18 protein-coding genes are annotated in these 26,466 nt (G+C 58.3%); 1 reads left to right on the forward strand and 17 read right to left on the reverse strand.

All coding sequences use genetic code 11. The features are described from left to right. Nucleotides 1-2: 2 nt before the first annotated feature. The 12 genes from H7B67_RS11035 to H7B67_RS11090 form a co-directional block, all read right to left on the reverse strand. A complete protein-coding gene (locus tag H7B67_RS11035; RefSeq protein WP_185119876.1) occupies nucleotides 3-1,871 on the reverse strand; it encodes a cache domain-containing sensor histidine kinase in 1,869 nt (622 codons plus the stop codon). Beyond that, on the reverse strand, nucleotides 1,868-2,881 hold the full coding sequence (locus tag H7B67_RS11040; protein WP_185119877.1) for a response regulator: 1,014 nt from the start codon (nucleotides 2,879-2,881) through the stop codon (nucleotides 1,868-1,870). The genes H7B67_RS11035 and H7B67_RS11040 overlap by 4 nt, the downstream gene beginning before the upstream one ends. 15 nt (nucleotides 2,882-2,896) lie before the next feature. Further along, on the reverse strand, nucleotides 2,897-3,766 hold the full coding sequence (locus H7B67_RS11045; protein WP_185119878.1) for a carbohydrate ABC transporter permease: 870 nt from the start codon (nucleotides 3,764-3,766) through the stop codon (nucleotides 2,897-2,899). Between the two features lie 5 nt (nucleotides 3,767-3,771). Then, a complete protein-coding gene (locus H7B67_RS11050) occupies nucleotides 3,772-4,722 on the reverse strand; it encodes an ABC transporter permease (RefSeq protein ID WP_185119879.1) in 951 nt (316 codons plus the stop codon). A 167-nt stretch (nucleotides 4,723-4,889) separates the two neighbouring features. Then, complete coding sequence (locus H7B67_RS11055; protein ID WP_185119880.1) at nucleotides 4,890-6,650, reverse strand: glycoside hydrolase family 2 protein; 1,761 nt, start codon at nucleotides 6,648-6,650, stop codon at nucleotides 4,890-4,892. A gap of 17 nt (nucleotides 6,651-6,667) precedes the next feature. Continuing rightward, nucleotides 6,668-8,680, reverse strand: a complete 2,013-nt coding sequence (locus H7B67_RS11060) for an alpha-L-arabinofuranosidase C-terminal domain-containing protein (RefSeq protein WP_185119881.1) — start codon at nucleotides 8,678-8,680, stop codon at nucleotides 6,668-6,670. A 35-nt stretch (nucleotides 8,681-8,715) separates the two neighbouring features. Then, nucleotides 8,716-9,609 (reverse strand): carbohydrate ABC transporter permease, encoded by an 894-nt coding sequence (locus H7B67_RS11065; RefSeq protein WP_185119882.1) that lies wholly within the window; start codon nucleotides 9,607-9,609, stop codon nucleotides 8,716-8,718. Nucleotides 9,610-9,623: 14 nt separating this feature from the next. Then, entirely contained in the window at nucleotides 9,624-10,520 is an 897-nt protein-coding gene (locus H7B67_RS11070) for an ABC transporter permease (protein WP_245363315.1), read from the reverse strand. Between the two features lie 200 nt (nucleotides 10,521-10,720). Further along, complete coding sequence (locus H7B67_RS11075; RefSeq protein WP_185119884.1) at nucleotides 10,721-12,319, reverse strand: extracellular solute-binding protein; 1,599 nt, start codon at nucleotides 12,317-12,319, stop codon at nucleotides 10,721-10,723. A 115-nt stretch (nucleotides 12,320-12,434) separates the two neighbouring features. Continuing rightward, entirely contained in the window at nucleotides 12,435-14,054 is a 1,620-nt protein-coding gene (locus H7B67_RS11080; RefSeq protein WP_185119885.1) for a response regulator, read from the reverse strand. Next, the gene (locus tag H7B67_RS11085; protein ID WP_185119886.1) at nucleotides 14,032-15,852 is read right to left on the reverse strand and encodes a sensor histidine kinase; all 1,821 of its coding nucleotides are present in this window, start codon (nucleotides 15,850-15,852) and stop codon (nucleotides 14,032-14,034) included. The genes H7B67_RS11080 and H7B67_RS11085 overlap by 23 nt, the downstream gene beginning before the upstream one ends. 21 nt (nucleotides 15,853-15,873) lie before the next feature. Next, on the reverse strand, nucleotides 15,874-16,746 hold the full coding sequence (locus H7B67_RS11090) for an AraC family transcriptional regulator (protein WP_185119968.1): 873 nt from the start codon (nucleotides 16,744-16,746) through the stop codon (nucleotides 15,874-15,876). A 128-nt stretch (nucleotides 16,747-16,874) separates the two neighbouring features. Here H7B67_RS11090 and H7B67_RS11095 point away from each other — a divergent pair, with 128 nt between their 5' ends. After that, complete coding sequence (locus tag H7B67_RS11095; protein WP_185119887.1) at nucleotides 16,875-18,413, forward strand: sulfatase family protein; 1,539 nt, start codon at nucleotides 16,875-16,877, stop codon at nucleotides 18,411-18,413. 138 nt (nucleotides 18,414-18,551) lie between these two features. Here H7B67_RS11095 and H7B67_RS11100 read toward each other — a convergent pair whose 3' ends face one another. From H7B67_RS11100 to H7B67_RS11120, 5 genes are all read right to left on the reverse strand, one after another. Further along, entirely contained in the window at nucleotides 18,552-19,556 is a 1,005-nt protein-coding gene (locus H7B67_RS11100) for a type I glyceraldehyde-3-phosphate dehydrogenase (RefSeq protein WP_185119888.1), read from the reverse strand. A 79-nt stretch (nucleotides 19,557-19,635) separates the two neighbouring features. Then, entirely contained in the window at nucleotides 19,636-20,655 is a 1,020-nt protein-coding gene (locus H7B67_RS11105; RefSeq protein WP_185119889.1) for a nitroreductase family protein, read from the reverse strand. Nucleotides 20,656-20,869: 214 nt separating this feature from the next. After that, a complete protein-coding gene (locus H7B67_RS11110) occupies nucleotides 20,870-21,769 on the reverse strand; it encodes a helix-turn-helix domain-containing protein (RefSeq protein WP_185119890.1) in 900 nt (299 codons plus the stop codon). Nucleotides 21,770-22,300: 531 nt separating this feature from the next. Further along, a complete protein-coding gene (locus H7B67_RS11115; protein WP_185119891.1) occupies nucleotides 22,301-23,383 on the reverse strand; it encodes a hypothetical protein in 1,083 nt (360 codons plus the stop codon). A gap of 16 nt (nucleotides 23,384-23,399) precedes the next feature. Next, a complete protein-coding gene (locus H7B67_RS11120; RefSeq protein ID WP_185119892.1) occupies nucleotides 23,400-26,429 on the reverse strand; it encodes a beta-xylosidase family glycoside hydrolase in 3,030 nt (1,009 codons plus the stop codon). Between the last annotated feature and the right edge of the window lie 37 nt (nucleotides 26,430-26,466).

The following is a 26,466-nucleotide window of genomic DNA, read 5'->3' on the forward strand; positions in this document are numbered from 1 at the left end:
CCTCATTCTTCTAATTCGACAGGCCGGAATTCTCCGGATTGGTCCTCCAGCGGCACGCGGATCGAGACGACCGTGCCCCTTCCTTCGAAGGAAGCGATCGACAGGCCGTAACGCGGCCCGTGATGCAGCACGAGCCGCGCATGGACGTTGGCGATGCCGAGCGACGGACTGCCGCTTAGCTGATCTTCCGTTCGCGCGGCGATGCCGTCGAGCCGAAGCATCAGTTGTTCCAGCTTGTCCGCCGGGATGCCGCCTCCGTTGTCCGCGACCTCGATCACGAGGTCCCGCTCCTCGTGATACGCGCTGACGATGACCGTCCCGCTGCCGCTATTGGGCTCTACGGCATACTTGACGGCGTTCTCGACGAGAGGCTGGAGCGAGCATTTGACGATCCGCGCGTCGAGGTACTTCTCGTTCACGTAGAACCGGCTCTGGAAATGCCGCGGGAACCGGATTTTGACGATCTCCAAATATTTCTTCGCATGCTCGATCTCTTCGCGAAGAGAGACGAACGGCTCTTGGATCGAGGCCGTATAGCGGTAGTAGTCGCCAAGGTTCTTGGCGATCACTTGGATTCGCTCGTTCCTCTCGACGTAAGCGAGACTGTTGATGATCTCCAGCGTGTTGTACAGCAGATGAGGATTGATTTGATTCTGCAGCGCCCGGATCATCGCTTCCTTCTGGCCGAGCAGAATGTTCATCTCGTTCACCTTCATCCTGCCAACCGTATCGATCAGTTGGCTTAGCCGGCTCGTCATCCGGTTGTAGCCGTGACGGAGCAGCTGGATCTCGTCTTTGCCGGGCACGACTTCCGCCCTCACGTCCAGCTCCCCCTTCTCCGCCTGCTCCATGAGCCGCTTCAGCTCCCGGAGCGGGCGGGTGAACCGCTGAGCGGCGATCGGCACGACAATCAGGACGATGGCTACCAGAATCAGGATGGCGGCGAGCGCGGCGTCGCGGGCCACCTTAACGCCGCTGGCCATTTCCGCGAACGGCACCATCGCGACCAGCTTCCAGCTCGCCAGCTCCGACTCGCTGCTCGAGACGAGCATCTCCGTTCCTTGAATGGTTTGGACGGAGGAGGAGCGGTTCAGCCTCAAGTCCGCCAGTTCCGTGTCTTGGATCGGCAATCCCAGAAGAGAGGAATCCGGATGGTAGACGACCGTGCCGTCATCCGAGACGATGAAGAAGTATCCCTTCTTCGCGAGGGTGGCGCTTACGATCGTCTTCTCCAGCTCCCTGACCCTAAGGTTGATGATCAGCCTCCCGGCCAGTTGCATCGTATCGGTCGAGAATACCGGAACGATGAGCGAGATGACTTGGTTGCCGGTCTGCTCGGACAGGTGAGTCGGCATGACCTTCAGGCTCTCGTTCATCTCGGCGCCGAACCACGGCTCGCTCCGGTACTCCTCGATCGATTCGTCGATTCCTTGCAGGTTCGAGACCGTTCTCCCGTCCACCGCGACGAGGAAGGTGCTGTCCACTTCGCTGTAGTTCAGAGCCACGTAATTGTTCAGGACATCCTGCAGATCGGCCAGCAGCGAAGAGGACGTCGGCCCCTCGCTTGCCAGCCAGTTCTGGATAATGCCCACGTCCTCCGCCGCGCGGGTGAGGTCGCTGCGGTTCGGCAGCGGTCCCGCGAGCAGCGAGGAGACGGATATTTTCATCTGCTGAAAATAAAGCTCGATCTGGCGGTTCAACCGATACGAGGCGTCGTCCGCGAATTGAAAAAAGTCCTTCTTGGCCGCTTGCATGTAGAAATACTGCGAGAAGGCGCCCGTCAGCCCGATCGAGGACAGCGTCGCGGCCAGCAGAATCAGAATCAGCTTGAACTTGATCGAATACCGGTTCAGCCATCTTTCCCATCTCATACGCCGAGGCTCTTCCGGTATTCGTTCGGCGCCATGGACGACACCTGCTTGAACACGCGATTGAAGTAAGGCAGCGAGACGAAGCCGACGCTTTCCGCGATCTCGTATATTTTCCGATCGGTGCCGCGCAGCAGCTCAAGCGCCTTCTCGATGCGGATCTGATTGAGATAATTCACGAAGCTCTTGCCCGTATGCTGCTTGAAGAGGACTCCGAAATACGAGACGCTCAAATTGGCGTAATCGGCCATCTGCTTCAGCGTGATCTCATCCTGCAGATGCTCTTCCATATAAGCGCAAGCGCGCTTGATGACCAAGCGCATATTGTTGTTCGCGAACTGCGGATAGCTCCGAATCCACTCGTGCAGCAGCTCCCTGATCAGCTGGCGCGCTTCCCGGTCGTCGTAAGCGTCGGCCGGCTCGGGAGCCCGGTACGACGGATCGACGGCCTTGATCAGCTCCGCCAGTTTGCCGGCGAAGATGCGAACGTAGCTGAGCCGGATGCCCGGCTCCACGATCCGGCTGCCGCGGATCGTATTTAGAATCCGCTCGGCGCGCTCGAAGAGCCGGATCGATTCGCAATCCGCCATGCCGTCGACGAAGCCTTGGATGTCGAGCAGGACCCGGTTGGGCTCGGCGAACGTCTCGAGCCGTTCGAGCGAACGGGTTAACGCGCCGTGCAGCTCCTTCTCGGAGATCGGCTTCAGCAGATACTCGGATACGTGCAGCCGGATGCCAAGCTGGGCATACGAGAAGTTGTCGTGCCCGCTGACGATAACCGTGACGATCGGGGACTTCTGCTCGCGGATTCGGCGAATCAGCTCCAGCCCGTCGGCGTCCGGCAGCTGGATATCGGTGACGATAAGCGTCGGCCATAGCTCCTGGACGAGCCTCCATCCCTCTTCGCAGCTCGAAGCCTCTCCGGTCACCCGGAAGCCTTCGAGTTGGTTCACCATCTCCACGATCGCGTCCCGGATGAGCGGCTCGTCCTCGACGACTAGCACATGGTACATCGGATTGTTCTCCTCCTAACCTTTGACGGAACCCATCATCATTCCTTTGCTGAAGTGCTTCTGCATGAACGGGTAGACCGCCAGCAGCGGCAGCGCGGTGAGCAGGATCGCGGCATGGCGCACCGCCGGCGTATACATGAACCCGTTGTCCGTAACGGCCAGGCTAAGCTCCGAAGGATTCACGATCAGCACCTGCCGCAAGAAGACTTGCAGCGGGTAGCTGCTCGAATCGTTCAAATACAGCACCGCCTGGAAGTAAGTGTTCCAGTTGGCGACGGCGTAAAACAGAGTGAAGGTCACGAGCATCGGCATGGACACCGGCAAGATGATCCTCAGCAGGATTTTGAATTCCCCGCATCCGTCGATCCGGGCGGACTCCTTCAATTCCTTAGGCAGCGTCTGGAAGAAGCTGCGGATGATGATCATGTTGAACGGCATGATCGCGTTGACGAGCCAGAGGGACCAATACGAATCGATCAGGCCCAGCTTGTTCACGACCAGGTAGGTCGGGATCATGCCCCCGTGGAACAGCATCGTGAACAGCACCATGAAGTTGACGGCGGTTCGGCCCCGCACGTCCGGCTGAGCCAATCCGTAGGCCATCAGAACCGATAACGTCATATTGATCGCGGTTCCGACGACGGTAATGACGATCGCGTTCGTGAAGGCCTGGATGAATTGCTCGTTGTCCCACAGGAAGCGGTACGCCTCCAGCGTCCAATCCTCGGGCCAGAAAACGGCGCCCTTCATCAGCAGCTCCCCGCTGGAAGCGAACGAACTCGACGCCGTGAGGAGGAACGGGACTGCGACGGCCAGCGCCATGGCGAGAAGAACGAGAATAATCAGCAGCTGGTACGCTTTGTCGCGAATGGTCATTTGGGTCATATCGATCAGTACACCCCTTCCTCGCCGAATTTCCGAGCAAGCTTGTTCGCGCCCAAGACGAGCACGAGGCCGACCAGGGATTTAAACAGCCCTACGACCGCCGAGTAGCTGTAATCCCGTTGAAGAATGCCCGTTCGGTACACGAACGTGTCGAACACGTCGGATGCTTCGACGTTCAGCGGATTTTGCAGCAGGAAGATGTGCTCGAAGCCGATCTCCATGAAGTTGCCGAGCCGCAGGATAAAAAGCACGACGATGACGTACCGGATGCCCGGCAGCGTGATGTGCCAAATTTGGCGGAACCGCCCCGCGCCGTCCGATTTGGCCGCCTCGTACAAGGCCGGATCGATGGACGCGATCGTGGCGAGATAGAGAATCGAGCCCCAGCCGACGCCCTGCCAAATATTCTGAAGCAGCCACATCGGCTTAAGCCACTCCGGCTTCGTGAACAGGTCGATCGTTCCTAAACCCGCGGACGAAAGCCATTGATTGACGATGCCGTCCTGCGAGTTGAACAGCGTCATCGTCAGCGAGACGATCACGACCCAGGAGATGAAGTGAGGCGCGTACAGGATCGTCTGCACCGCGTTGCGAAACGGCTTGAGCCGAACTTCGTTCAGCAGAAGCGCCAGCACGATAGGAGCGGGAAAAAACAAGCAAATGTCGAGCAGCGCGAACGTAAACGTATTCTTAAGCAGCAGCGGAAAGTCCTGCTCCGAGAACAGCCGGCGGAAGTTGTCCAAGCCGACCCAGGGGCTGTCCAGAATGCCGACGAACGGATCGTATCGCTGAAACGAAATAAGAAGCCCGAACATCGGAACGTATTTAAACACGATAAAATACAAGAAACCGGGCAAAATCATCAAATAAAACGGAAGGTGTGCAGCCTTCCAAAGCTTTCTCTCCTTCCTTGTGCCGGTTGGGTAAGATCGGTCTGCTGCGAGGGCGTTCCTCATGTTAACCTCCAAGTATGAACGGCGTTTCCCTCATTATATCGAGAGCTCGCAGCCGGTTCGTTGCCCGGATCGTCTATTTCTTCTCCTATTTCACTTTTGTATCCTGAATCGGCAAGAGCCAAGGCTGCGATCGCAGCTTGGCTCTTGTACGTTATGGAGAATCCCGCTTAAGACAGGTTGATCTCGCGAATCAGCTCGAGCGGGAATTTCGGCTTGCGGTCCTCGGTCAGCAGCCCGTTGATCTCCTGCTGCACGTCGGTCACCTGCGTATAGCAGTAGCCGCAGATGGCGTCCACGCTCTTGATCGCGCGGGTCAAGCCGGCGAACCGCTCGATAAACTCTTCGTTCGAGGAGACCTGCTCGCCATAGCCCCAGCCCTTGTCCGATTTGAACGCGATGCCGCCGAACTCGGTGATCATGATCGGCTGCCCCCTGTACCCGTAGCCCTCGGCGAAGGCGAACTTCCACCGGTTGCACGTCGTGTCGTTGTTTGCGACGGCTTCGACGTTCGCATACCGCTTGAGGAATTCGTCCCCGGTCTCCACGTAATCGTGAAGCGTCAGGATGTCCGACACGGTATGCTCCCAGCCGTCGTTCGTGATCACCGGACGGTACGGATCGATCGCCTTGGTCAGATGGTAGATGCCTTCGGTGAACTTCTGCTGCCTCTTGTCGCGAAGGATATTCGCAACGCCCCACGACTCGTTGAACGGCACCCACGCGATGATGCTCGGATGGTTGTATTGCTGGCGGACGATCTCCAGCCACTCGTTCGAGAACGTCTCGACCGCCCGGTCGTGGTATTCGAACGTCGCCGCCATCTCGGACCAGACGAGCAGCCCCTTCACGTCGCACCAATAGAGGAAGCGCGCGTCCTCGATCTTCATATGCTTGCGCACGCCGTTGTAGCCCATCGCGAGCACGCTGTCGATATCGGCGACGAGCGCTTCCTCGCTCGGCGGCGTCAGATGGCTTTCCGTCCAATAGCCTTGATCCAGGATCAACCGTTGATAGAGCGGCACATTGTTGAGCAGCACCTGGCCCTTCTCGATCGAGATCTTGCGCATGCCGAAGTAGGAACGAACCCGGTCGACCGGATGTCCGTCCGCGTACAGCACGAATTCGACGTCGTACAGATTCGGATTCTGCGGCGTCCACCAGCTCTTTTTCCAAGGTCCGCTCGCCTCGTGGATCAGATCGACCTCAACGGTCAGGCAAGGGCGGTCCAGCTCCAGGCTGACCCGCTTCACCGGGTTGCCCTTGAAGGAGATCGCGGCTTCCAGCCGAAGCGAGCCCGCCTTGTCCGTTCCGGCCGCCTCGTAGTCGAAGCGCACCATGTTGCGGTCGATATCCGGCGTTATCTTGACGGCTTCCAGCCGCTGCTCGGAGACGTACTCCAGCCATACCGTTTGCCAGATGCCCGTCGTCTGCACGTAGAAGCATTCGAAGTTGTCCTTGGTCCAGCGCTGCTTGCCCCGCGGCTGCGTGCAGCTGTCGGTGTCCTCGGCTTTGACCGTGATCGTGTTATCTGCTCCGAAAATTAGGAAGGGAGTAATGTCGAAGGCAAAAGCCGCATAGCCTCCCCGATGCATGCCCGCAAACTCTCCGTTCACCCATACTTTGGCCGTATGATCGACCGCCTGGAAGTGCAGGACGGCCCGCTTGCCCTCGGCCTCCTTAGGGACCGAGATCGTCTTGCGATACCAGACGTATGGGTGGAATTCCTCGATTCCGATCCCGCTCGCGGAAGTCTCGTAAGTGAACGGCACGTTGATCTCGTGGGTTCCTTCGAACTTCTCCTGCCATTTCTCCCGTTCGCCCGCATTGCCGTCGTCGAAGCGGAAATCCCATTTGCCGTTCAGGTTCAGCCAATTGTCCCGTACGAATTGCGGTCTCGGATAATCCTTGATGTAGGATTCGGTTGTCATGCCTTACCTTCCTTTCGTTATTTGGCTGCAATCGTCACCGCATAGACGGACGACAGACGCAGCGGATAGCCGACCCGCCACTCATCGGCGGATACGGTTCGGGTCTTGCGGACGATCGCCCGAGGCTCGAAGACGGAGTTGATCGCCTCCGGAGAATCTCCGGTAATTTCGTGGAGAGTCGTCGCTTCCGCGGCGGCGAAGCCGTCCAGTCGAAGCTCCGCCCTGACTTCCGTCAGGCTGCGGTTCACGATGAATACGGTCACGACGCTGCCGTCTTCGTTCGAGCAGGCCGCGACGTCCAGGTCCGGCAGCGCGTCAAGTTCGAAGGGAGCCGGCTTGTCTGCGCGGACCGTGAAGCTGCCGCAGGCGCTATCCGCGGGAAGCATGCGCTTTATGTCCATGCCCGCGTACAGCTTCATGACCTCGTAGGTCGGCGTTCCGTATACGGTAAGCGGAAGTCCGCTCCAGCCCGCCTCCTTGCCGCGGAACTGGTCCGCGTAGCCGTCGCCTACCCGGATGCAGCCGCCGAGCCAGCCGTTCACCAGATCGGAGAAGCTTCCGATCTGCACCAACTCGCTCCAGCGCAGCATCTCGTTCAAGTTGGCGGCGTTGGCGACCGCCGCGCCGAGAGTATGCTCGTCCGGCAGCCCCTTGCGGATCGTGTTCGGGTAATACATCGTGTTGTACTCGGTGATCGCCAGCTTCACGTGGCCGTGCTTCGGGTCGGAGCCGATCCGGGCCGCCGTCTCCCTTATATCCTCTCGGGTCCATTCGGAAAATGCCGCCATCGCCTTATAGCGATCTTCGGCCGGCGTCTCCCGGTTCATCCCGAAGCGGCCTAAGCCATGATACAAGTGCAGCGTCAAATAATCGATGTGCTCGCCGGCGATGTCCAGCACCGCCTCGTTCCACTCTTGATCGGTGTGGCCGCAAGCCAGCAGCACGAGCGAAGGATCGGTCTCCTTCATCGCCCGGGCGAAAGCGACGCACCGCTCGGCGAACCGGTCGGCGCTGCACGTGCCGACCTGCCACTGCCCCCAGACCTCGTTGCCGATCTCCCAATAGCGGACGTTGTACGGCTCCGGATGCCCGTTCGCCGCCCGCAGCGCGCCCATCGGCGTATCGACGCCTCCGTTGCAATACTCCACCCACCTCGCGGCTTCCTCGGGAGTGCCGGATCCGTCGTTGACGCAGATAAGCGGCTCCACCCGAAGCTCCCGGCAGAAGCGGATGAATTCGTCCGTTCCGAAGTACTTGCTGGTCCAACCGCCCCATGCTTCGTTGTACATGACGGGCCGCTCTAGCGCGGGCCCCACGCCGTGTTCCCAATGATAGGCGCTGATATAGTTGCCGGCGAGCCTCATCATTCCCGCGTTCAGCTCGCGCGTCATGTCCACGACCTCCCGCTTCACGAGGGCGATGCTGTCATCGGGCAGCAGGGAGACGTGGTCGAGCCACAGCATGCCGGTCGACACGTGATCGATCCACCTCGGATGATCGGCCGGCACGTAAACCCGAATCTCCGCGTCGGCGCATTCTCTCGGCAAGATCAGCTTCGCCTCGTAATCCTGCCAGTTATGGCTGACCAGATCGATGCGGACGCTGCCCAGCGATTCTTCCTTGCGGCGGTCGACCGCCTCTATAAGCAGATAACGAATCTCCACGGAAGCGCGCGCCACCAGCTTGACCGTATAAGTCATCGGCCCTTTCAACGCGGCTTTCTGGGCGATTCCGGCATAAGCCTCGTCGTCGCTCGACAGGCGGATTCGCTGGGCGCGTCCCGAATGCCTCGGAGCCGGCGCTTCCAGCGCGTATTCGGTGTTTTTGCCGTTCGTATAAGCGTACCAGCTGCCGGAGACCGCCCTTCTCGACTCGGCTTCGCTCTCGAAATCCATGTCCTTCAGGGGAAAGGCAAGCATCGCTTCCATGTGGTCCCGAATATCTTCCACGAAGTGGCCGAACAGGTACGGATTGATCGTATGTCCGCTCGGGCGGCTGCAGTCGACGGTTATCGTTGCGTTTCTTTTCAAGATGACCCTCCTTGCTCAAGATTTTTAAGTTCGCTTTATCCTTTGACCGAACCGATCATGACGCCTTTGACGAAGTGGCGTTGGACGAAAGGATACATGACCAAGACCGGCAGGCTGGATACGATGATGACGGCGTACTTGATGCTCTCGGCGAGCAGAATTTTGTCTTCGATCCCGACGGTGGCGTCCACCGCCGCGGATTGGCTGATCATCAGAATCTCGCGCAGCACCAGCTGCAGCGGATACAGCGACTCCTGACGGATGTAGATCAACGCGTTGAAGAAGGAATTCCAGTGGCCGACCGCGTAGAACAGCACCATGACCGCCAGAATCGGCTTGGACAGAGGCAGGATGATGCTCCATAGAAGCCGCCAATTGGAGCAGCCGTCCATATGGGCGGCCTCCTGCAGCTCCCACGGGATGCTGTTCTGGAAGTAAGTTCTCATGACGATCAGGTTGTACGTGGCGATCGCTCCGGGCACGAGCAGCGCCCACGCCGTATCGACCATGCCCAGGTTCTTGACCAGCATGTAAGTCGGAATCAGGCCGCCGCTGAAGAACATCGTGAGCGTAATGAGTACCATAAGGAACTTTCGGCCGGGAAGGTCGGGCCTCGATAGCGGGTAGGCGGCGAGGACCGTCATGATCATGTTGATGAACGTGCCCGCCGCGGCGTAAAAAATCGTATTGCGGTAGCCCGTCCAGATTTTCCCGTTATGCAAGATGTTCTCGTAGGCTTCAAACGTAAAGCCCTTCGGAAGCAGCCAAACTTCGCCTCCCAGCACTTTGGCCGGATCGCTGAACGAAGCGCTGACGACGAAGATCAGAGGATAAAGGACGACGAGAATAACGAGGACGGCGAGAACGTTGACGACGATGTCGAATGCTCGGCCGTCCGATACGGGTTTGGCGGTTGCTTGCTTGCTCATCGCGTTGGCCTCCTTTACCATAGGCTAGTCTCCGCCGTTCGGCGCGCGAATCGGTTCACGAGCAGCAGCAGCGTTAGGTTGATCAGCGAGTTGAACAGGCCGATCGCGGCGGTATAGCTGTACTCGCCGTTCAGAATGCCCGTCGTATAAACGAACGTCGAGATCACGTCGCTGGACTCCAGGTTCAGGTTATTCTGCATAAGCAGAATTTTCTCGAAGCCGACGTCCATGAAGTGGCCGATATCCAGGATAAGCAGAATGACGATAACCGGAACGATCCCCGGCAGGGAGACGTGCCAGATGCGCCGAAGCCTCGAAGCCCCGTCCATCTTGGCCGCCTCGTACAGCTGCGGATTCACGCCGCTGAGCGCCGCGATGTAGATGATCGATTGCCAGCCCATGTTCTGCCAAATATTCGAGCTTATGAAGATCGTCTTGAACCAGCCCGCGGACTCCATAAAGCGGATCGGCTCGCCCCCGAACGCCTCGATCAGCTTGTTGACCGGGCCCGTGTTCGGGGAGAGGAAGACCGACAGGATGCCGACGATGACGACCACGGACATGAAGTGGGGAATAAAGGTGATGTTCTGCAGCCACTTGCTGAACGACTTGCTGCGAAGCTCGTTCACGATCAACGCCAGGATGATCGGAACGGGGAACGCGATCAGCAGGGAGAAAAGATTGATGGACAGCGTGTTCCATAGCAATCTCTCGAAATAGTACGATTCGAAAAACCTCTGAAAATGATCGAAGCCTACCCATTCGCTTCCGCCGATCCCTTTGCCCGGATTAAAATCCTTGAAGGCGATCTGCAACCCGTACAGCGGACCGTAGTGAAAAAGCAAATACCAAGCGATCGGCAGCAAGAGCATCAAGTAGAGGTCGAATCGCTTGGCCATCCGTCCGAGCATGCCTCCGCTCCTGCGCGCAAGGCCTCTAGCCGCCTCTTCCGCCGTCTCCGCTTGCGAGATCTCCATATCTATCGACTCCTTATCCGATTGCGAGAGAGGAGCCTCCCTCCGGGACGGACGACGCCAAACGGCGCTTGCGATCGCCCATCAGATAGAGCTCCTCCCCGTTCTCTCCATAGCAATTCCGGCGCGGACCGGGTTTACTTCGCCATCTTGTCGTACGCTTCCTGATAGATTTGCTGCAGCTCGTCGATCTTGAGCTTCTTCAGCGTCGCCTGGAACTCGTCCCATTTGTCGAAGCTGAGCGCGCCGGCAATGAACTTCGTGCTTTGCTCCTCGTAGTACTTGTCGAGATCGTTGCGCAGGATGTTGACCTTCTGAGCCGTCTCCTCGTCGAACATCGGCGCCGCGTAGCGGACCTCGGGCATGTACGGAGTAAGCTTATCCTGAGCTTCCTGAACCTGCGGAGGATTGATGAGGGAGGCCACTTTCTCGCTGATCAGATGAGGCGCTCCGCCGCCGGCATACGGCGTGATCTTCGGCTGGTTGCCCGTCTCCATGAAGGCGTCCGTATAATAAGGAATTCCGTCTCTCAGCTCGTAATTCTCGCCCTCCCGGCCGAAGCGAAGCAGCGTGGAGCCTTCGTCGCTGTAGAAGTAATCGATCCAGCGCATCGTCACTTCCGGATATTTATTGACGGAGGTAATCGCGAACGCTCCGAAGTCCCGCGCGATCGGCGCGCCTTGGCTCTGAAGCTGGTCGCCGTGAGGACCCTTGACCGGCGACATGCCCGTATATTGATCCTGGATCTCGAGGAACACGTTGTTCGTCTGGTCGAAGAACATGCCCGTGTTCCCCGACGCTTGCTTGGCCAGATAGTCCGCTTCCTTCTGCGAGAACATCTCGGGGTCGAGCAGCTTCTCCTGATAAAGCTTGTTCAGGTACATGAGCATTTCTTTGTTCCGTTCGTTGCCCATCCAGATTTCGACTTTGTCGTCGGCGATATTGATGTTGTAGCCCATCTGCAAGTCCAAGCCGAACGAACCGCTCATCATGTTCACGATCGGCAGCCCTTGACCGGCCACCGGAGTCCGCGCGGTCAGCGGAAGCTCATCCTTCTGCCCGTTCCCGTTCGGGTCCTGGTCCCGGAAGGCGACGAGCACGTCATACAGCTCATCGGTCGTCTCCGGCATCTTCAGGTTCAGCTTCTTCAGCCACGCCTGGTTGATCCATTTCTTGTCCGTGCGGGCGGAATCCAGCGTGACGATGCCCGGAATGGCGTAGATATGGCCTTCCGGAGTCGTGATGCCCGAGCGGATCTCCGGATATTGCTCCATCAGGGCGGTGAGGTTAGGCGCGTATTGCTCGATCAAGCCTTCAAGCGGAATCAGTTGGCCGGCCGCTCCGTACCGAATGGCTTCCAACTGCGTAAGCTGCGAGCGGTACAGCGCGTCGGGAAGCTCGTTGGACGCGAACAGCAGGTTCTTCTTCTCTTGGAAGCCGTCCGTCGGCGCTTCGGTGAATTCGACCTGGACGTTGCTCATCTTCTCGTACTCCTGGAAGACGGGCATGTCCTTGAACGGTCCGTTGGTGGGGGCGATCCGGGTGAAGAACTTCAGCTTGATCGGCTGCTCCACGATCGGGAACCCGCTCGGTTTGACGGCATTGGCCGCCGATGACGGAGCCGAAGCCGATGCCCCGGCTTCGTCGTTCGAGCCGGAATCGGAGCTGCACCCGGAGAGTACCAAGGTGGAAGCGACCACCGTGCCGATTGCGTAGTTCTGCCAGCGTTTAAGCATAAATCTGTGACCTCCGCTTTTTGTGTAATCGCCGAATCGTGCCTGTAAGCGCTTTAGCGGCGTACAATCATTTTACTTGCCGCGCAAGCGCTGCCAATTGCAATAATATGACTATTCACTCCACTTTTTTGACGCTGCGGTCGCCGTTCAGATAAGCCTGCGGCGTCATGCCTTTTACTTCCTTGAACACTTTGAAAAAATAATTGTAGTTGGCGAAGCCCGCCTGCGTGCTGATCTGCTTGATCGTATATCGGCCGCTCTCCAGCAGCTTGCAGCTGACGTCGATGCGAACCCGGTTGAGGTATTCGGAGAACGTCGAGCGCGTCTCCTCTTTGAAGATCCGGCTTAAGTACGAAGGATGGAGTCCGATCGCTCCGGCCGCCATCTCCAGCGTGATATAGCCCGGGTACTTCTCCAGAATGAGCTCGATCGCCTGCGAGACATGCCGGGAATATGGGCCGTTCGCGCGGCGGCGCTTCAATAGCTCCAACAGGCTGGCGTAATAAGCTTGAAGCCATCGCTCCAGTTCGCCGATGTCGGCGATCTTCCCGAGACCGCCGCGCGAAGGGAGCTCGCCGGCGCCTTCGGACGACAGCGCGGGCATCCACTTCTTAACGGCTTTGTCGCCGATATGCAGCAGCTCGCTGACGATCATCTGCACCGTCTGAGAATGGACCGGCTGTCCGCGAACGGAGGAGAACACGGAGGCCAGCAGCCGATTCATGCCTTCCACGTCCAGAAGCTCGATCGAGAGCAGTAGCTCCTTCTGCTCCTCGATGGTCAGGGAGACGCGCGCGTCGAACAGGCCTTGCGGCTGAGCGGACGACGGCGTCAAGTCGAGCGCCCGCGTCGCCGTGCCGTAGCTGGCGCCAAGCTGCGACAGGCTGCCGCACACATGGCCGGCCGCTACCATGCACTTCTGGTTCAGGAACAGCTCGAGCGCATATTGAAGCTTGCTCGCCGCGCGGCTGACCTCGCCGGCGATGAGATGCTCGCTTCGTTCCTTGAACGCGAACAAGACGATCAGCCGCCCGTCCTCCGCATAGGCTGCCGTTCGTTCCCGAACGTCGCCCAGGCTCTGCTGCATGATGTCGACGGCCTGCCGCGAGAGCCGGCTCGTCTCCACGTCGCTGCGTCCTTCCGTCAGAAGCCGGAAGGAGATGATCTGCACGGCCGCCGCCACGAAGCCTTTCGCGCCCGGGAACAGCCCGCTCTCCTTCGCGTAAGCTTCCAGCTTCTCCGCCGCTCCGGGCTTCCCCCTCGCCAAATCCGCGAGATAATCGCGAAGGACCGCTGTCGGACGGGACGGATCTTCAACCGCCGATTCGGCGCTCTTCTCCCCCGTCGCGAGGGTTCCAAGTCCCCGGTCCGCGACAGCTTTGTTCAATGTCGAGAGAAGAGCCGATTCGTCCAGCCGATGCTTGAGCAAATAATCGGTCGCCCCGTCTTTAAGGCATTCCCGCACGTAATCGTAATCGTCGTAGCTGCTCAGCATGATCGTTCTCACGGACGGGAATCGTCCTCGGATCGACCGGTTGAGCTCCACGCCGTTCATCCCGGGCATGTTTACGTCCAAAATCGCCACGTGGGGCTCCGAACGCTCGATCATCTCCATCGCCATGGAGCCGTTAAAGGCTTCGCCGCGAAGCTCGAAGCCGTGCTTCTCCCAATTCAATAGTCTCGATAAATGGTGGCGCACGAGCGGCTCGTCATCAACTAGCAGCACTTGGTACATGGCTCAGCACCTCTTTCGGGTTATTTTCCGTATCGGGCAATCGGGGGAACCAAATCTCCGCTTTCGTATAGAGCCCGGGCTCGCTGTACAGCTTGACGCCGTACGGATCGCCGTACATCCGGTGAATCCGTTCATGCACGTTGCTCACCCCCATGCCGGAGAACCGCGACGGCTTCTCTTCCGTTCCCGGCTGCCCCAGCAGAATCTCCATCCGTTCCTTCGTCATGCCTTGCCCGTTATCGGTCACTTCGATCTTGAGAATCTCCTGTTCCTCATAGACCCGAATGAGCACGACGCCGCCTTGCTCGGATGGGCCGACGCCGTGGATGATCGCGTTCTCCACGAGCGGCTGAAGCATCAGCTTGAGCACCCGGCATTCCAGCAGCGACTCGTCCTCGACCTGCGTCTCGACCCGGATCGGCGCCAGGAACTTGTATTTCTCGATCGCGACATAGCTGAATACGTAATCGAGCTCCTCCCGCACCGTCAGAAACTCGTTCGAATTGCCCAATACTCCCCGCATCAGCTCGATGAGCGCGCCGGACGCCTCTTCGATGTTGGGCACGCCGTTCAGCTTGGCCAAGTACTTGATCGTATTGAGAGAATTATAGAGAAAATGGGGGCGAATCTGCGCCTGCAGGGCAGTCAACTCCGCCTCCCGCTTCTCTCTCTCACTCATCCGGATGTCTTCCATCAGACTCTTCAGCTCCTCCACCATGCCGATAAAGACCTGATTGAGCTCTCCGATCTCGTCCTTGGACTTGATCTCCGTTCTCGGAAAATCCAGGTTCCCTTCCTTGACCCGCGACATCATCGACTTCAAACGCCGGATGTGGATGGTGGTCCGGGACGACATCTGGAGCGAGACGAACAGGACAACGATAAAGACGACGACCGACACCTCGATCATCAAGTTGCGGATCCGGGCGGATTCGCTGAGCAGGGAATCCGTCGGAATGAGCGCCAGCGTCGTCCATCCCGTGTAGGCGGATTGCCGGCTGACGACGATATAAGATCGGCCTCCGATCGTCTTCTCGGCGGCATCTCCTTGGCCCGCGAATTGATGCTTGAGCTTGACGAGCGTCTCTTGGCCGGGAGCGCCCGTCGACGTCGGCTCGGTCTGATAAACGAACCCGTTCTGCTCGTCCAGCACGTACAGCAGGCTATCCTCGGTCGGCTTCACGCCGTATGTTTTCTTGATAAAATCGTAGTTCAAATCCACCATCACGACGCCGATCGCCTCGCGATCGTAGCGGATCTCGCGCCCGACGGTGATGGCGTCCGCCGATCCTTGCGGCTTGAAATACGCGTGCCGCGATCCGTTATTCAGCATATAGTCCATCATCGGCGTCTCCAGAAACGTGCGGTCCAGCCAGGGACCGCCGGAGAAGAATACTTTCCCGTTCAGTCCGACCACGGCTATTCGGGTGATATAAGGCTTGTAATCGATCAAGCCCGACAGGAACCCGGTAATCAGCTTCTGCTCCTGAAACCATTCATAGCTGATCTCCTCGCTAGGGCTTAAGATCGTATCGATAACGGCGTACTTGTTGGTCACGACGACCGTATTCAGCCGATCGATCTCCTGCAGCATGATGTTGGCCGATTCGTCGGCTTGGCGGATGCTGTCCAGGACGGAGGTGACCGCGTTATCCTTGATCGTCTCGCGCATGTTCATGTAGATGATGCTGGTCACGGACACGATGGACAGAAGCGCGGCCAAACCGAACGCGATGAAGATTTTCCCTTGCATGTTCAATCGGGGGGAGAGGATTCTGCGCAGAAACGGAAGCTTCATAGACGCCGGGCTCCTTTGCGGTTATTCATCCGTTGCCTCTCGGCCGCGCTTCGCGCGCACGGCTAACGGCGATAAGTCGAAGTAGCTTTTGAAAGCTCTTGTAAACGTATACAAATTCGGATAGCCAAGAGAAAAGGCGATCTCCGTCACCGTCGCGTCCGTCTCGGAAAGCAGCCGCTGAGCCTTCTCCATGCGGATCTTCTGGATGTACTTCAGAGGAGGCATGCCCACTTGACCGGCGAACACGCCCGAGAAATAAGAACGGTGCACGCCCGCGAATTCCGCCACCTGCTGAACGGATATCCCCTCCGTCGCGTGAAGCTCCATGAACCCGATGCACTCGCGAATCCAGCCGGAAGGCTCCTCGGCATCGACGGAGGCTCCGTCGGGGATGAGTTCCGCGAACAGCCTGCAGATCATGGACTGGAGCGCCATCGCTTCGGCCGGCTTCCACCGCTCCGCTCCGGCCAACGCTTCGATCGCGCTCTCGGCCGTCTCTTGCGTCGCGGAAGCGAACGCTTGCCTGCGGTACGGCGCCGAAGGCGACACCTCCGCCAGCGAGAGCAAGGATTTAACCCTGGCGCCGTCCAGCGCCAGCCAGCTCATCCTAAGCGGCGATTCCGAGGGAAGCATGCGGTAGTGATACGTTCTTCCCGGGAACAGGCAGAACAGATCCCCTTTTTGCAGCTCCGCCCAATTGCCGTCCCATTCGACCCTGACCCTGCCGTCGTATACGAAATGAAGACTGTAGCATTCGATCCTCTTCGGACCGACCTTGTAGTTGGGCTTCGCGATGCTGCGTCCCGCCCTGACCGGCCAGAGCTGAGCCTCTTTATCCAGATTGCCGGGCGTATAATAAATGAATTGGGCAAATTCGTAATCGTACTCCTGCATCAATCCCGCCCTCTCCCTTCTCCTTCATTTTCCTATCCACATGCAACAAAATGACAATAATAATCTAACATGCTGATATTTATAAATCCATATAAATTCACTAGTATCATACTAGGAGGGGATAATCCTTGTCTAGAAAACCTAACATTTTGCTAATAACCAGCGATCAGCAGCATTGGAATACCATCGGCGCGTTCCAACCGGAGATCTCCACGCCGAACCTGGACCGCCTGGTCCGGGAAGGCACGACGTTCGACAGGGCCTATTGCCCGAATCCGACTTGCACCCCTAGCAGAGCCTCGATGATTACCGGCATGTACCCGAGCCAGCACGGAGCTTGGACGCTGGGCACGAAGCTGCTGGAGGACCGTCATACCGTCGGAGAGGACTTCATGGCTGCCGGCTACCGGACCGCGCTGATCGGCAAGGCGCACTTCCAACCCTTGAAGTCGACCGAAGCTTACGAATCGGTAGAAGCCTATCCGCTTCTGCAGGATTTGGACTATTGGAGGCAATTCGGGGGACCCTTCTACGGCTTCGACCATGTCGAGCTTGCCCGCAACCATACGAACGAGGCCCATGTCGGCCAGCATTACGCTCTGTGGATGGAAGAGCAAGGCTGCGAGAATTGGCGGGACTACTTCCTGCCGCCGACCGGCACGATGGATCCCGCGATGACGTACAAGTGGCCCATTCCGGAAAAGTATCACTACAATACTTGGATCGCGGAACGCACCAATTCCTTGCTGGAGGAGTACAAGGAGGCGGACGAGCCGTTCTTCCTGTGGTCCAGCTTCTTCGATCCTCATCCGGAGTACTTGGTGCCGGAGCCTTGGGATACGATGTACGATCCGGATAAGCTGACGATTCCGTCCCTCGTCCCCGGAGAGCACGATCGCAACCCGCCGCACTTCGGGCTCACCCAAGAGGAGAACCCGGACTTCTCTTACCTGGCCGAGACCGGGTTCGGCATTCACGGCTATCGCTCCCATCATTATTACGAGTACGGCACGAAATTCCGGTTGACGGAGGACGACCGCAAGAAGCTGGTCGCCGTCTACTACGGCATGATCAGCATGATGGACAAGTATATCGGGAAGATCCTCGACAAGCTGGACGCCCTCGGGTTGGCCGAGAATACCCTCGTCGTCTTCACGACGGACCACGGCCATTTTTTCGGCCAGCACGGCCTCCAGGCCAAGGGCGGATTCCATTACGAAGATTTGATCAAGCTTCCGTTTATCGTCCGTTACCCCGGCAAGGTGCCCGCAGGCCGCCGTTCGGGCGCCATCCAGTCCTTGGTGGACCTGGCTCCGACCTTCTTGTCGTTCAGCGGCATCCCGATTCCTTCCGCCATGACCGGCATCGATCAACGAGAGGTGTGGCTCGGCGAGAAGCAGCACGCCAGGAAGCACGCGATCTGCGAATTCCGGCACGAGCCTACGACGATTCATCAGAAGACTTACGTGGACGAACGCTATAAAATCACCGTGTACTACAATCAGACCTACGGCGAGCTGTTCGATCTGGAGGCGGATCCCGGCGAGCTTCGCAACCTGTGGGACGATCCGGCGCACGAACGGCTGAAGACGGAGCTTCTTCTGAAGTACATCTGGGCCGAGCTCGGCAAGGAACCGATGCCGATGCCGCGAATTCATCACGCGTAACTATACCCCCGGTTTAAACCAAGGGCACAACCTTCCGTTACCTGACGTAACGGAGGTTGTGCCCTTGGTCTTCTCTTTGCATATTGTCTTGCAAGCAGCCGATTTCGCCGCACTAATTCGTTGATCTTCGTTACTCCGTTACTTGCCTTGTCCCGCCAAGAAAGCGGCTACCTCCGCCAGGCGGGAGGCGTAGCCCCACTCGTTGTCGTACCATGCGGCGATGGATACGAGCTCTCCTTGCACATGGGTGAGAGGCAGATCGATGATCGAGGAATGCGAGTCTCCGACGATGCGGGAGGAAGCCCACTCGCCTTCGAGAACGTCCAGCACGCCCGCAAGCTCGCCTTCCTTCGCCTTGCTGCGGAAGAGGTCGTTGATCTCCTGCGCGGTGCACGGCTTCTCCGTGACCAGGTTGAGCTCGGCGATGCTGCCCGTGCGGGTCGGGATGCGGTAAGCCTTGCCCGTGATCTGCAGGTCGGGCCAGATGAACTTAAGAGCCTTGGCCGCGCCGGACGACGACGGGATGATGTTCTCGGCGGCGGCCCAGGAGTCCCGGCGGTCCTTCATCGGTTGATCCGTTAGCGATTGGGTGTTCGTATAGGAATGAACGGTAGAGAACAGGCCGTATTTGATGCCGAAGCTCTCGCGGACGACCTTGACGACCGGCGCGAGCGCGTTCGTCGTGCAGCTCGCCATGCTGATGATCTTATGCTTGTCCGGATCGAACGTATCCAGATTGATTCCTTTCAATAATACGGCATCGCAATCGTCCAGCGTTTTGCTCGGGCCGCTGACGAGCACCCGGTTGGCGCCGCGCTCCAGATGAAGCTGGGCAACCTGCCGCGTAACGGCTCTGCCGGTGCAATCGATGACCAAATCCACTTCGAGCGCCTTCCAATCGGGAATTTCCTTCGAGGAGTTCAGGTACAGGATGTCGCGACCGCCGATGACGATATGCCCTTCCGCGGCGGATACTTGCTCCGGCCAGCGCTTGTAGTTCGTGTCGACTTCGAATAGGGCGGCTAACGTCGCCTCGTCCTTAATGTCCGAGATCGATAACGGAACGAATAGATTGTCCTGCAACGCTACCCGCAGCAGCTGCCTTCCGATACGTCCAAAGCCGTAAATCGCGATCTTTCCCATGGTGTTCCCTCCATACCGTTTGTATTTAGAAACTTTCGATTGCAGTTTCAGTTTACTTTCTTTGCCACGTTCCGTCTACCTAAAGCAGACTCCAACGAGGCGAAGCTTCGGCAGAAGCCCGGGATGTCTGTTTGCTCTCCGGCCCGCGAACGATCTCGACTACGGCAGCCGCCCGTTCCTTATCCGGAATGCCCAGCCTTTGGCAGGCTTCCCGATCTCGCATCCATTCCGGATAAACGACCTTCCCCGTCAACCCTCTCTCCTCTCCGAGCAGCTTGAAGTTCTGAACGAGGCAGAACGTCGCCGCCAGGTTCTCGTTCCGTTTCAACTCGTCGCTCTCCTGCTTGTTCGTTACGATGAGAAGCTCCCGCGCTTCGGCGGTTCCCGTTTGCAGCCCGCGGACGGCGTCCCCGGACCGATAATGGAATCTCCACGGCTCCCTGAGTCCGTGATTCGGAGCCCAAACGGCGTGATTCAGCAGCTCGAGCACCAGCTCCCTCGTATCCGGCCGGATTTCGCCCGAACGGTTCGGCCGCTCTCCGCCATCGGTCCAGAAGCGTTCGGCGGGAGTCCGCGATTTTCCCTTCGGAGTTTTGTCGAAATGACCGATCTGCAGCACGCCGACGAACCTTTCGTTAGCCTGCAGCCCGATTCGGGCAAAGAACGTCTCGTTCTGGATGTAGGATTCCGTGACCCAGATCATCCCCAGCTTCCGCTTCCAGCCCAGCAGCTGCGCGTTCTGCAGAATTCGGCAGACGGTGCCGTAATTCTCGTCATGCTTCGAAGGATCGTTGTCCTTCTCGGCAATAACGACGACGTTGGCCTGCGCCTCCATAAACCGTTTCCGGTAAACCTCGATCAGCTTGCCCGGCACCAACCGAGCCATCTTGCTATCCAATACCTTCTCCAGCAAATAGTCGGCCAGCCGACGGCGCGCTTCCTCCGTGCCGGCATATAGATAACGCCAACGGGCTCGGCCGTCGTAAGGGCACAGCCCTTCGGCTTCCCGAAACAACGCGGCGATTTGTTCCTCGGTCACGGGGTCGGAGTTGAATTTGCGAATGCTGCGCCTCTCCCGGATCGTCTTTTCCCAGCTCATGCCTACTCCTCCTTCTTGGTTGCTTCTTTGTCTGCTACTATGCTCGCTCCGAGTCGGCAGCGTCAATGGAGAGGGGGAAAGTGCCATAAGAAGTCCGGTTTTGGACGGGAAAAAGAAGAAATCCGCCTTCCGCGGCTAAGCGGAGAGACGGTAGTGAGACGGTGGAGAGACGGTTTGGGGAGAGTCGGATTAAAGAGCAGAGCGCTGCCGCGCGCTAGTCCTGTTTGCGGAAGGCGATCGGAGTCGCTCCGGTCCTCTTCTTGAATAATCGCCCGAAGTAGGAAGGGTCTTGATAGCCCGACCGAAACGCGATATCCCGAATGGGCAACTTCGAATAGCGGAGCAGGCGCTTCGCCTCGAGCAGCTTCCGTTCCTGGAGCACTTCGCCTGCCGATTTGCCCAACGTCTTCTTCACGGATTCGATCAGGTGACTCGGCGTCACGTGAAGCCGTGACGCGTATTCGGACACGCCGTTCACGGTGTGAAACTGGGCTTCGACGAGGGCAAGAAACTGCTTGGTCAGAAGGAATCCCGCTTCCTCCCGATGGGCTTCCTGTGCGCGTTCGCCGGCTCGGCCGATCTCGATAAGCAGCAGCTGCACGTAATTCCAAACGGCAGCCTTGCGATACTTCCTTCCCGCCGATAATTCGCGTTCCAGCAACCGGAATAAATCGCGGAAGATGGCGGATTGCTCCGGCTCTATGCGGCAGAACGGATTGTGTCCGGACCATTGGACGAGCGAGCTCGCGGATCGATCGACATATTCGGCTTGGGCGCCGGCAAGCAACTCCCTCGGAAAGACCAGAATGTACCCTTCCGGCGGCTCCTCCGATCGATTCTCGATCAGGCCGTGAATTTGGCCCGGGGAGATCAAGCATACCGAGTGGGAAGAATAGGCGTACTTCTGAAAGTCGATTTGCACTTCCCCGCTGCCGGAGCTTAGCCAGAAGATCTCGTAGCAATCGTCATGGCGGTGCAGCTCGTAGATGCTCCGCCGTTCCTCGAACTGATCCGCGCGGACCGTAATCAGCCTGACGTCGCGAGCCTGCAGCTCCGCGCCGGATATGATGCGAACGGTTAAATTGTTCTTTACGGCTTGCTCCAATGCATTCATTATCGCTCTTCTCCCTCGCGTTGTAACTTCAACAGCCTTTTCCAATACGTCATTTTTTCACCCTAACGACCGAGTGAATAGCGCCATAACATTTCGAATGATAGATTGCAATTCATCTATAAATCGTTTCGCAGCTTGCCCCATAAATTTATCCTTTCGATAAAGGATGCTAATATGAAAATGGCTGAATCAACAATGCAGCAATCAGGCATGGAAATACGCTCTTACTTAGGCGCTTGATTGTAGTCACTTTTTCTAAATACCTTTCTTCTTGCCGATTATACCTGATTCCAATAGGTTTATGATCAACCCAGCCTATCGCCAAACGCGAAAAAGTTGAGAGAGGGTGTGGAGATGTTCTGAGCAAAAAAGAGGAACGGATCAGAACCATTCTAGTGTCCTGACACGTTCCAACGCTTGCAATCGGTTTTTAGCCTGCAGTTTTGTAATGAGACTCCCCCTATCGATAACAAAGAAGCCAACCCGCTTGCAATTTCGTTCCTTTTATAGAAAATTCCTTCGGAAACGGCGTCACTCGATCGTCGCCTTAGCATACCGTTCCTCGTCGATTTGCACGTCGGCCTCCCGGACCAGCGCATCCACATAAGCCTCGAATGCCTGGTCGATATACAGGTTCCGGACGTTCTCCGCCCTGTCTTCGAATCGGTCGTAGCCGCCCTCCCGCCGGTCAAGCACCCGGAAGACCGCCAGGCTCCCGTTCGACGATTCGTCGATCGCCTCGCTGACCGGCCGGTCTGCCGGCTGGGAGGTCAATGCCTGAAACAACGCCGGCTCGTATCTCGCATACGTACGGGCGTTGTCAGGAGAGAACGTCCGTCGCGCGACAACCGCCTCGAGGTCGGGATACTCCTTCCGGATGTCGGCGACTGCGGCATCGAGGTCTTCGTCCCGGACAATCCGCTCTCTGATCGCCGTCAGAGCCTCTTGCGCTTGCCGCTTCTTCCCGCTCGCGCCGCTCCCGTCTTCGCCCAGATAAGAGACGGAGACTAACGCGAAGTCCAGCGTATCCTCCCGCTTGAACCGAAGTTCTTTGATGCTGTCGTAGTAGCTTCGCAGCTGTTCATCCGTCGCGGCCAGCTTCGTCTGCGCCAGTTTGTCCTTCAACCGGATCGTTAAATTGCTGAAATAATAAGCCATGAACATGCCTGTATCGAGCTTCGCCGGTCCATAGATCGGTTCGCCGTTCCGTACGGCCTTGGCTCTGCGCTCGTTCTCTTCCGCCTTCTCCCGCATCAAGTCCTCGTCGGACGTATCCGCGATTAAACCGATCGACTTGGCCAACGCCAGTTCGACCCGTTCCTTGACAACCGCCTGCAGCGCTCGGTTCTTGAGCACGTCGATCGGCGCTTCGCCGCCGAATCGGGTATGCCAGAAACGCTTGTCGACGGTTGCCAGGCCCTTCTTCCGGAAATATTCGATTACCGCGGCCCGCTGTCCGCGCATCGCCCGTTCGAGCGTCGCCATCGCAACGGGCTCCCCGTTCACCGAAGCTACAGCGGCGTCCTCCGCGGCAGTTCGAGGCAGCACGTAATACCCGATGGCCGCTATTGCGAGCGCAACCAAGCAAACCGACGCGACGATCGCCCGATTCATTCCTCCGCCTCCCGACTTATACGGACGCACCTGCCTTGACCAACTCCAGATCGTCGAAATAAACCGCTCCTCCGGCCGAGCGTTTGTAGAGCTCCAGCGTCACCTTCGTATTGTTGCTGCCGGTCGTGAACGTATAGGACTTCCGCTCATAATCGGCCGAACGAACCGGAAACGTACGCAGATAGCTGCCGTATTCGCTGATGCTGAACTCGCCGCTGACCCCGCCCTCCGTCTTGGCGTAGACGGAGATCGTGTAGGAGGTGTTCGGTTCCAGGCCGGTAACCGTCTGCTGAATGCCGCCGTACTGCGTTGTCAGCACTGCCGCGTATTCGCCGCTATGCGCCTCTTCACCTACGACCGCCGCATTGTTGAAATGATTATTCCAGCCGGCGAAGTCGCCGGTCTCGAAGCCCGGGTTGTTCAAGAGATTGGACGCCGGTTCCGGCGCCGGAACGATATGGAAGTAATCGAAGTTAGCGGTAAGTCCCGTTCCCGCGCAAGCGGTCAGTCCGATCTTCGGAGCGGCGAAGTCTAACGTCCGCGTCGTGCCGACCTGCGCGTAGGCAACTCCGTCGGCCGAATAATAACCGCTATAGGTATTGCCGCTTTTCACGATTCGCAAATACGCCGACGACGAGCCGATCGTATCCGCCGTCTCCTCATGGACGCGCTCTCCATTGTTCTTGGCATCGAACTGGAACTGATTCCCTGTCCCGTACAGCCGGGTCATCCGAATATACGTATCGTCGTTGACGTAGACGATCAATCCGCCCTGCGACCACGCGGACGTCGGCTTGCCGTCCAGCTTCGTCTCGAGGGTCCAATCCCCGTCCGGAGCGCCTGTCAGCAAAATATTCTTCGCGCTGGCCGTGCCGTTCGCGATATCGCCGTTCTCGGCGACGATTCGCATGTGGCCCGGCTGCGCGTCAAGCGACCATTTGTTCGGATTTTCCCGGATCCAATGCCACTGATCGTTCAGCGCGCCGGAATCGAACTCGTCATTCGTGCCGGTCTCATAATCGTCGGGCGGGCCCGAATCTCCGCCTGGCGCCGCGCTGAACTGGTAGAGCTCCAGATCGTCGAACAGCACGCTTCCTTCGCCGCCGGCTTTGTACAAGTAGATGGTGGCGCTCGTGCTGTCGCTTCCGGTCGTGAACGTCAATTCCTTGCGCGTATAATTGGCCGAATTCACGTGAACGTCTACCGCAGACGCGCCGCCGAAGTTTTTGACGCCGAACACCGCGTCGCCGCCGCCCTCGCTTTTGCCCCACGCGAACAGCTTGTAGATCGTGTTCGGATACAAGCCGCCGACGACCTGCTCGGCGCCCGCATAGGAACCGGTCAGTCGGGCCGCGTAGTGGCCGGAATGGGCATCGCCCGCAATGGCGGCGCCGTTATACACGGTCGGCCAATTGGAGAAGTCGCCCTTCTCGAAATCGGCGTTCTTCAGCAGGTTGGTCTCCGGCGGCGGCGAAGGAAGCTCCGGCAGATTGTCGGGGTCGAGCCCCGGTCCCTCGTACGCTCCGATATTCGGCGCGGCCGTATCGGAAGCTACCGGATTGCCGAAATAATCGCGGCCTCCGTTGTCCGCCATCAACGCGCCGGAGCCGATCGCCGGAGACGTGTCGAGCAGTTGGTAGCCCGCGGCGCTGTCCATGCCGATGCCGGCCGAGCCGGGCGAAGCCAGCAGCGGGTCCGCGGTTATCTTGTACGGATCGGCCGGCTCGCTCGGCGGATGATTGCCGTAGAATACATTGCGCTCGAATACATTGTTCGTGCTGCTGCCGAAGCTGTATCCGCCCGAGCCCAGGTTGTAGATGATATTGTTGTAGAAGGACGTGTTGCTGGCGTATCCGCCCCAATTGGAATGGTTGATGACTTTCGCTTCCGAGTACCGGGGAAGGTAAACGGTATTGTTGTACACCTTCGTATGGTTCGGCGTGCCGTTGAAGTTGAATACGGCTCCGCCGTCGTTCTGGCTGATATTGTATCGAACGATCGTGCCGGTGTTGAAATTGCCGGCCTTCGTGCCGTCGTTCACCACCAGCACCAGGCCGCCGGCATTGTTATGGCTGTAATTATATTGGATAATCGTACCGTCGCTGTTGTAATCCGCGTCGAACGCCTGGGCGTCGCCGCCCGCTGCCGTATTGTAGACTTCATTGAACTGAATGACCGCATCCTTCGTTCCCCACACCCACAGCGGAACATGGTAGCCGCTAGCGCGAACGTGCATGTCGTGGACAACGTTGTGCTCGATGACGCCGTTCGTCGTATTCAGAATAAAAGCGCCGTCGGCCCCCACATCGTAAATGACGTTATTCGTCACCTTCAGATCCGAGGAATACGTGTTCTGCGCCCCGTTCAGATAGATGCCGACGCTGTCCACCGCGTAGATCGCGCAGTTGTTCACAACCACGTCCGATACGTGATAGTCCCAATTCGTTCCCCAGACGATAATCCCGCCGTTATGCGCGTAATCGTTCGAAGGATCGCCCTTCACGTTGTGAATGTCCAGATTCTCGAACAGAAAATGACGATAAACCCGCGGATTGGAGAACCCGCCGCTGCTGCCGTCCACGTGAATCCCTCTGCGGGCTGCCCTCGTATCGGAATCGTTGGTGATCTCCAGATTGCGGACTTCCCACTGCTCCTGATTATAGAAGTAGACCGCCGCCTCCGCTCCGCCGCCGGCGATCAGAGGCTTGTTGCCGTCGCCGTACCTGTCGATCCGGATCGGATGGCCGGCCGATCCCGATCCTTGGGGAGACAGCGTCCCGTTCCAAACCCCGCCCGCCTTGAACAAAATAGAGTCGCCCGGCTCGAAGACGGAGGCGTTCACCTTGTCCAGCGTCCGCCACGCCGTCTCCGGGCTTGTGCCCGCATTCGAGTCGTCGCCGCCGGCCGAATCGACATAGTAAACGCTTCCATTCGTTTGCGCCGCAACTGCCGCGGCAGGCGGCATGGCCCAAGCCGCCATCATCATCAGCGCCACCGCGGCAGCGACGAACTTGAATACCTTGAAGGGCATCCGTTTGTTGTTCATCCATCCAACACCTCGTTTCGCGGAATGGTTAAGCCGT

This window comes from Cohnella thailandensis, assembly GCF_014212135.1.
GTDB classification, from domain to species: Bacteria; Bacillota; Bacilli; order Paenibacillales; family Paenibacillaceae; genus Cohnella; species Cohnella thailandensis.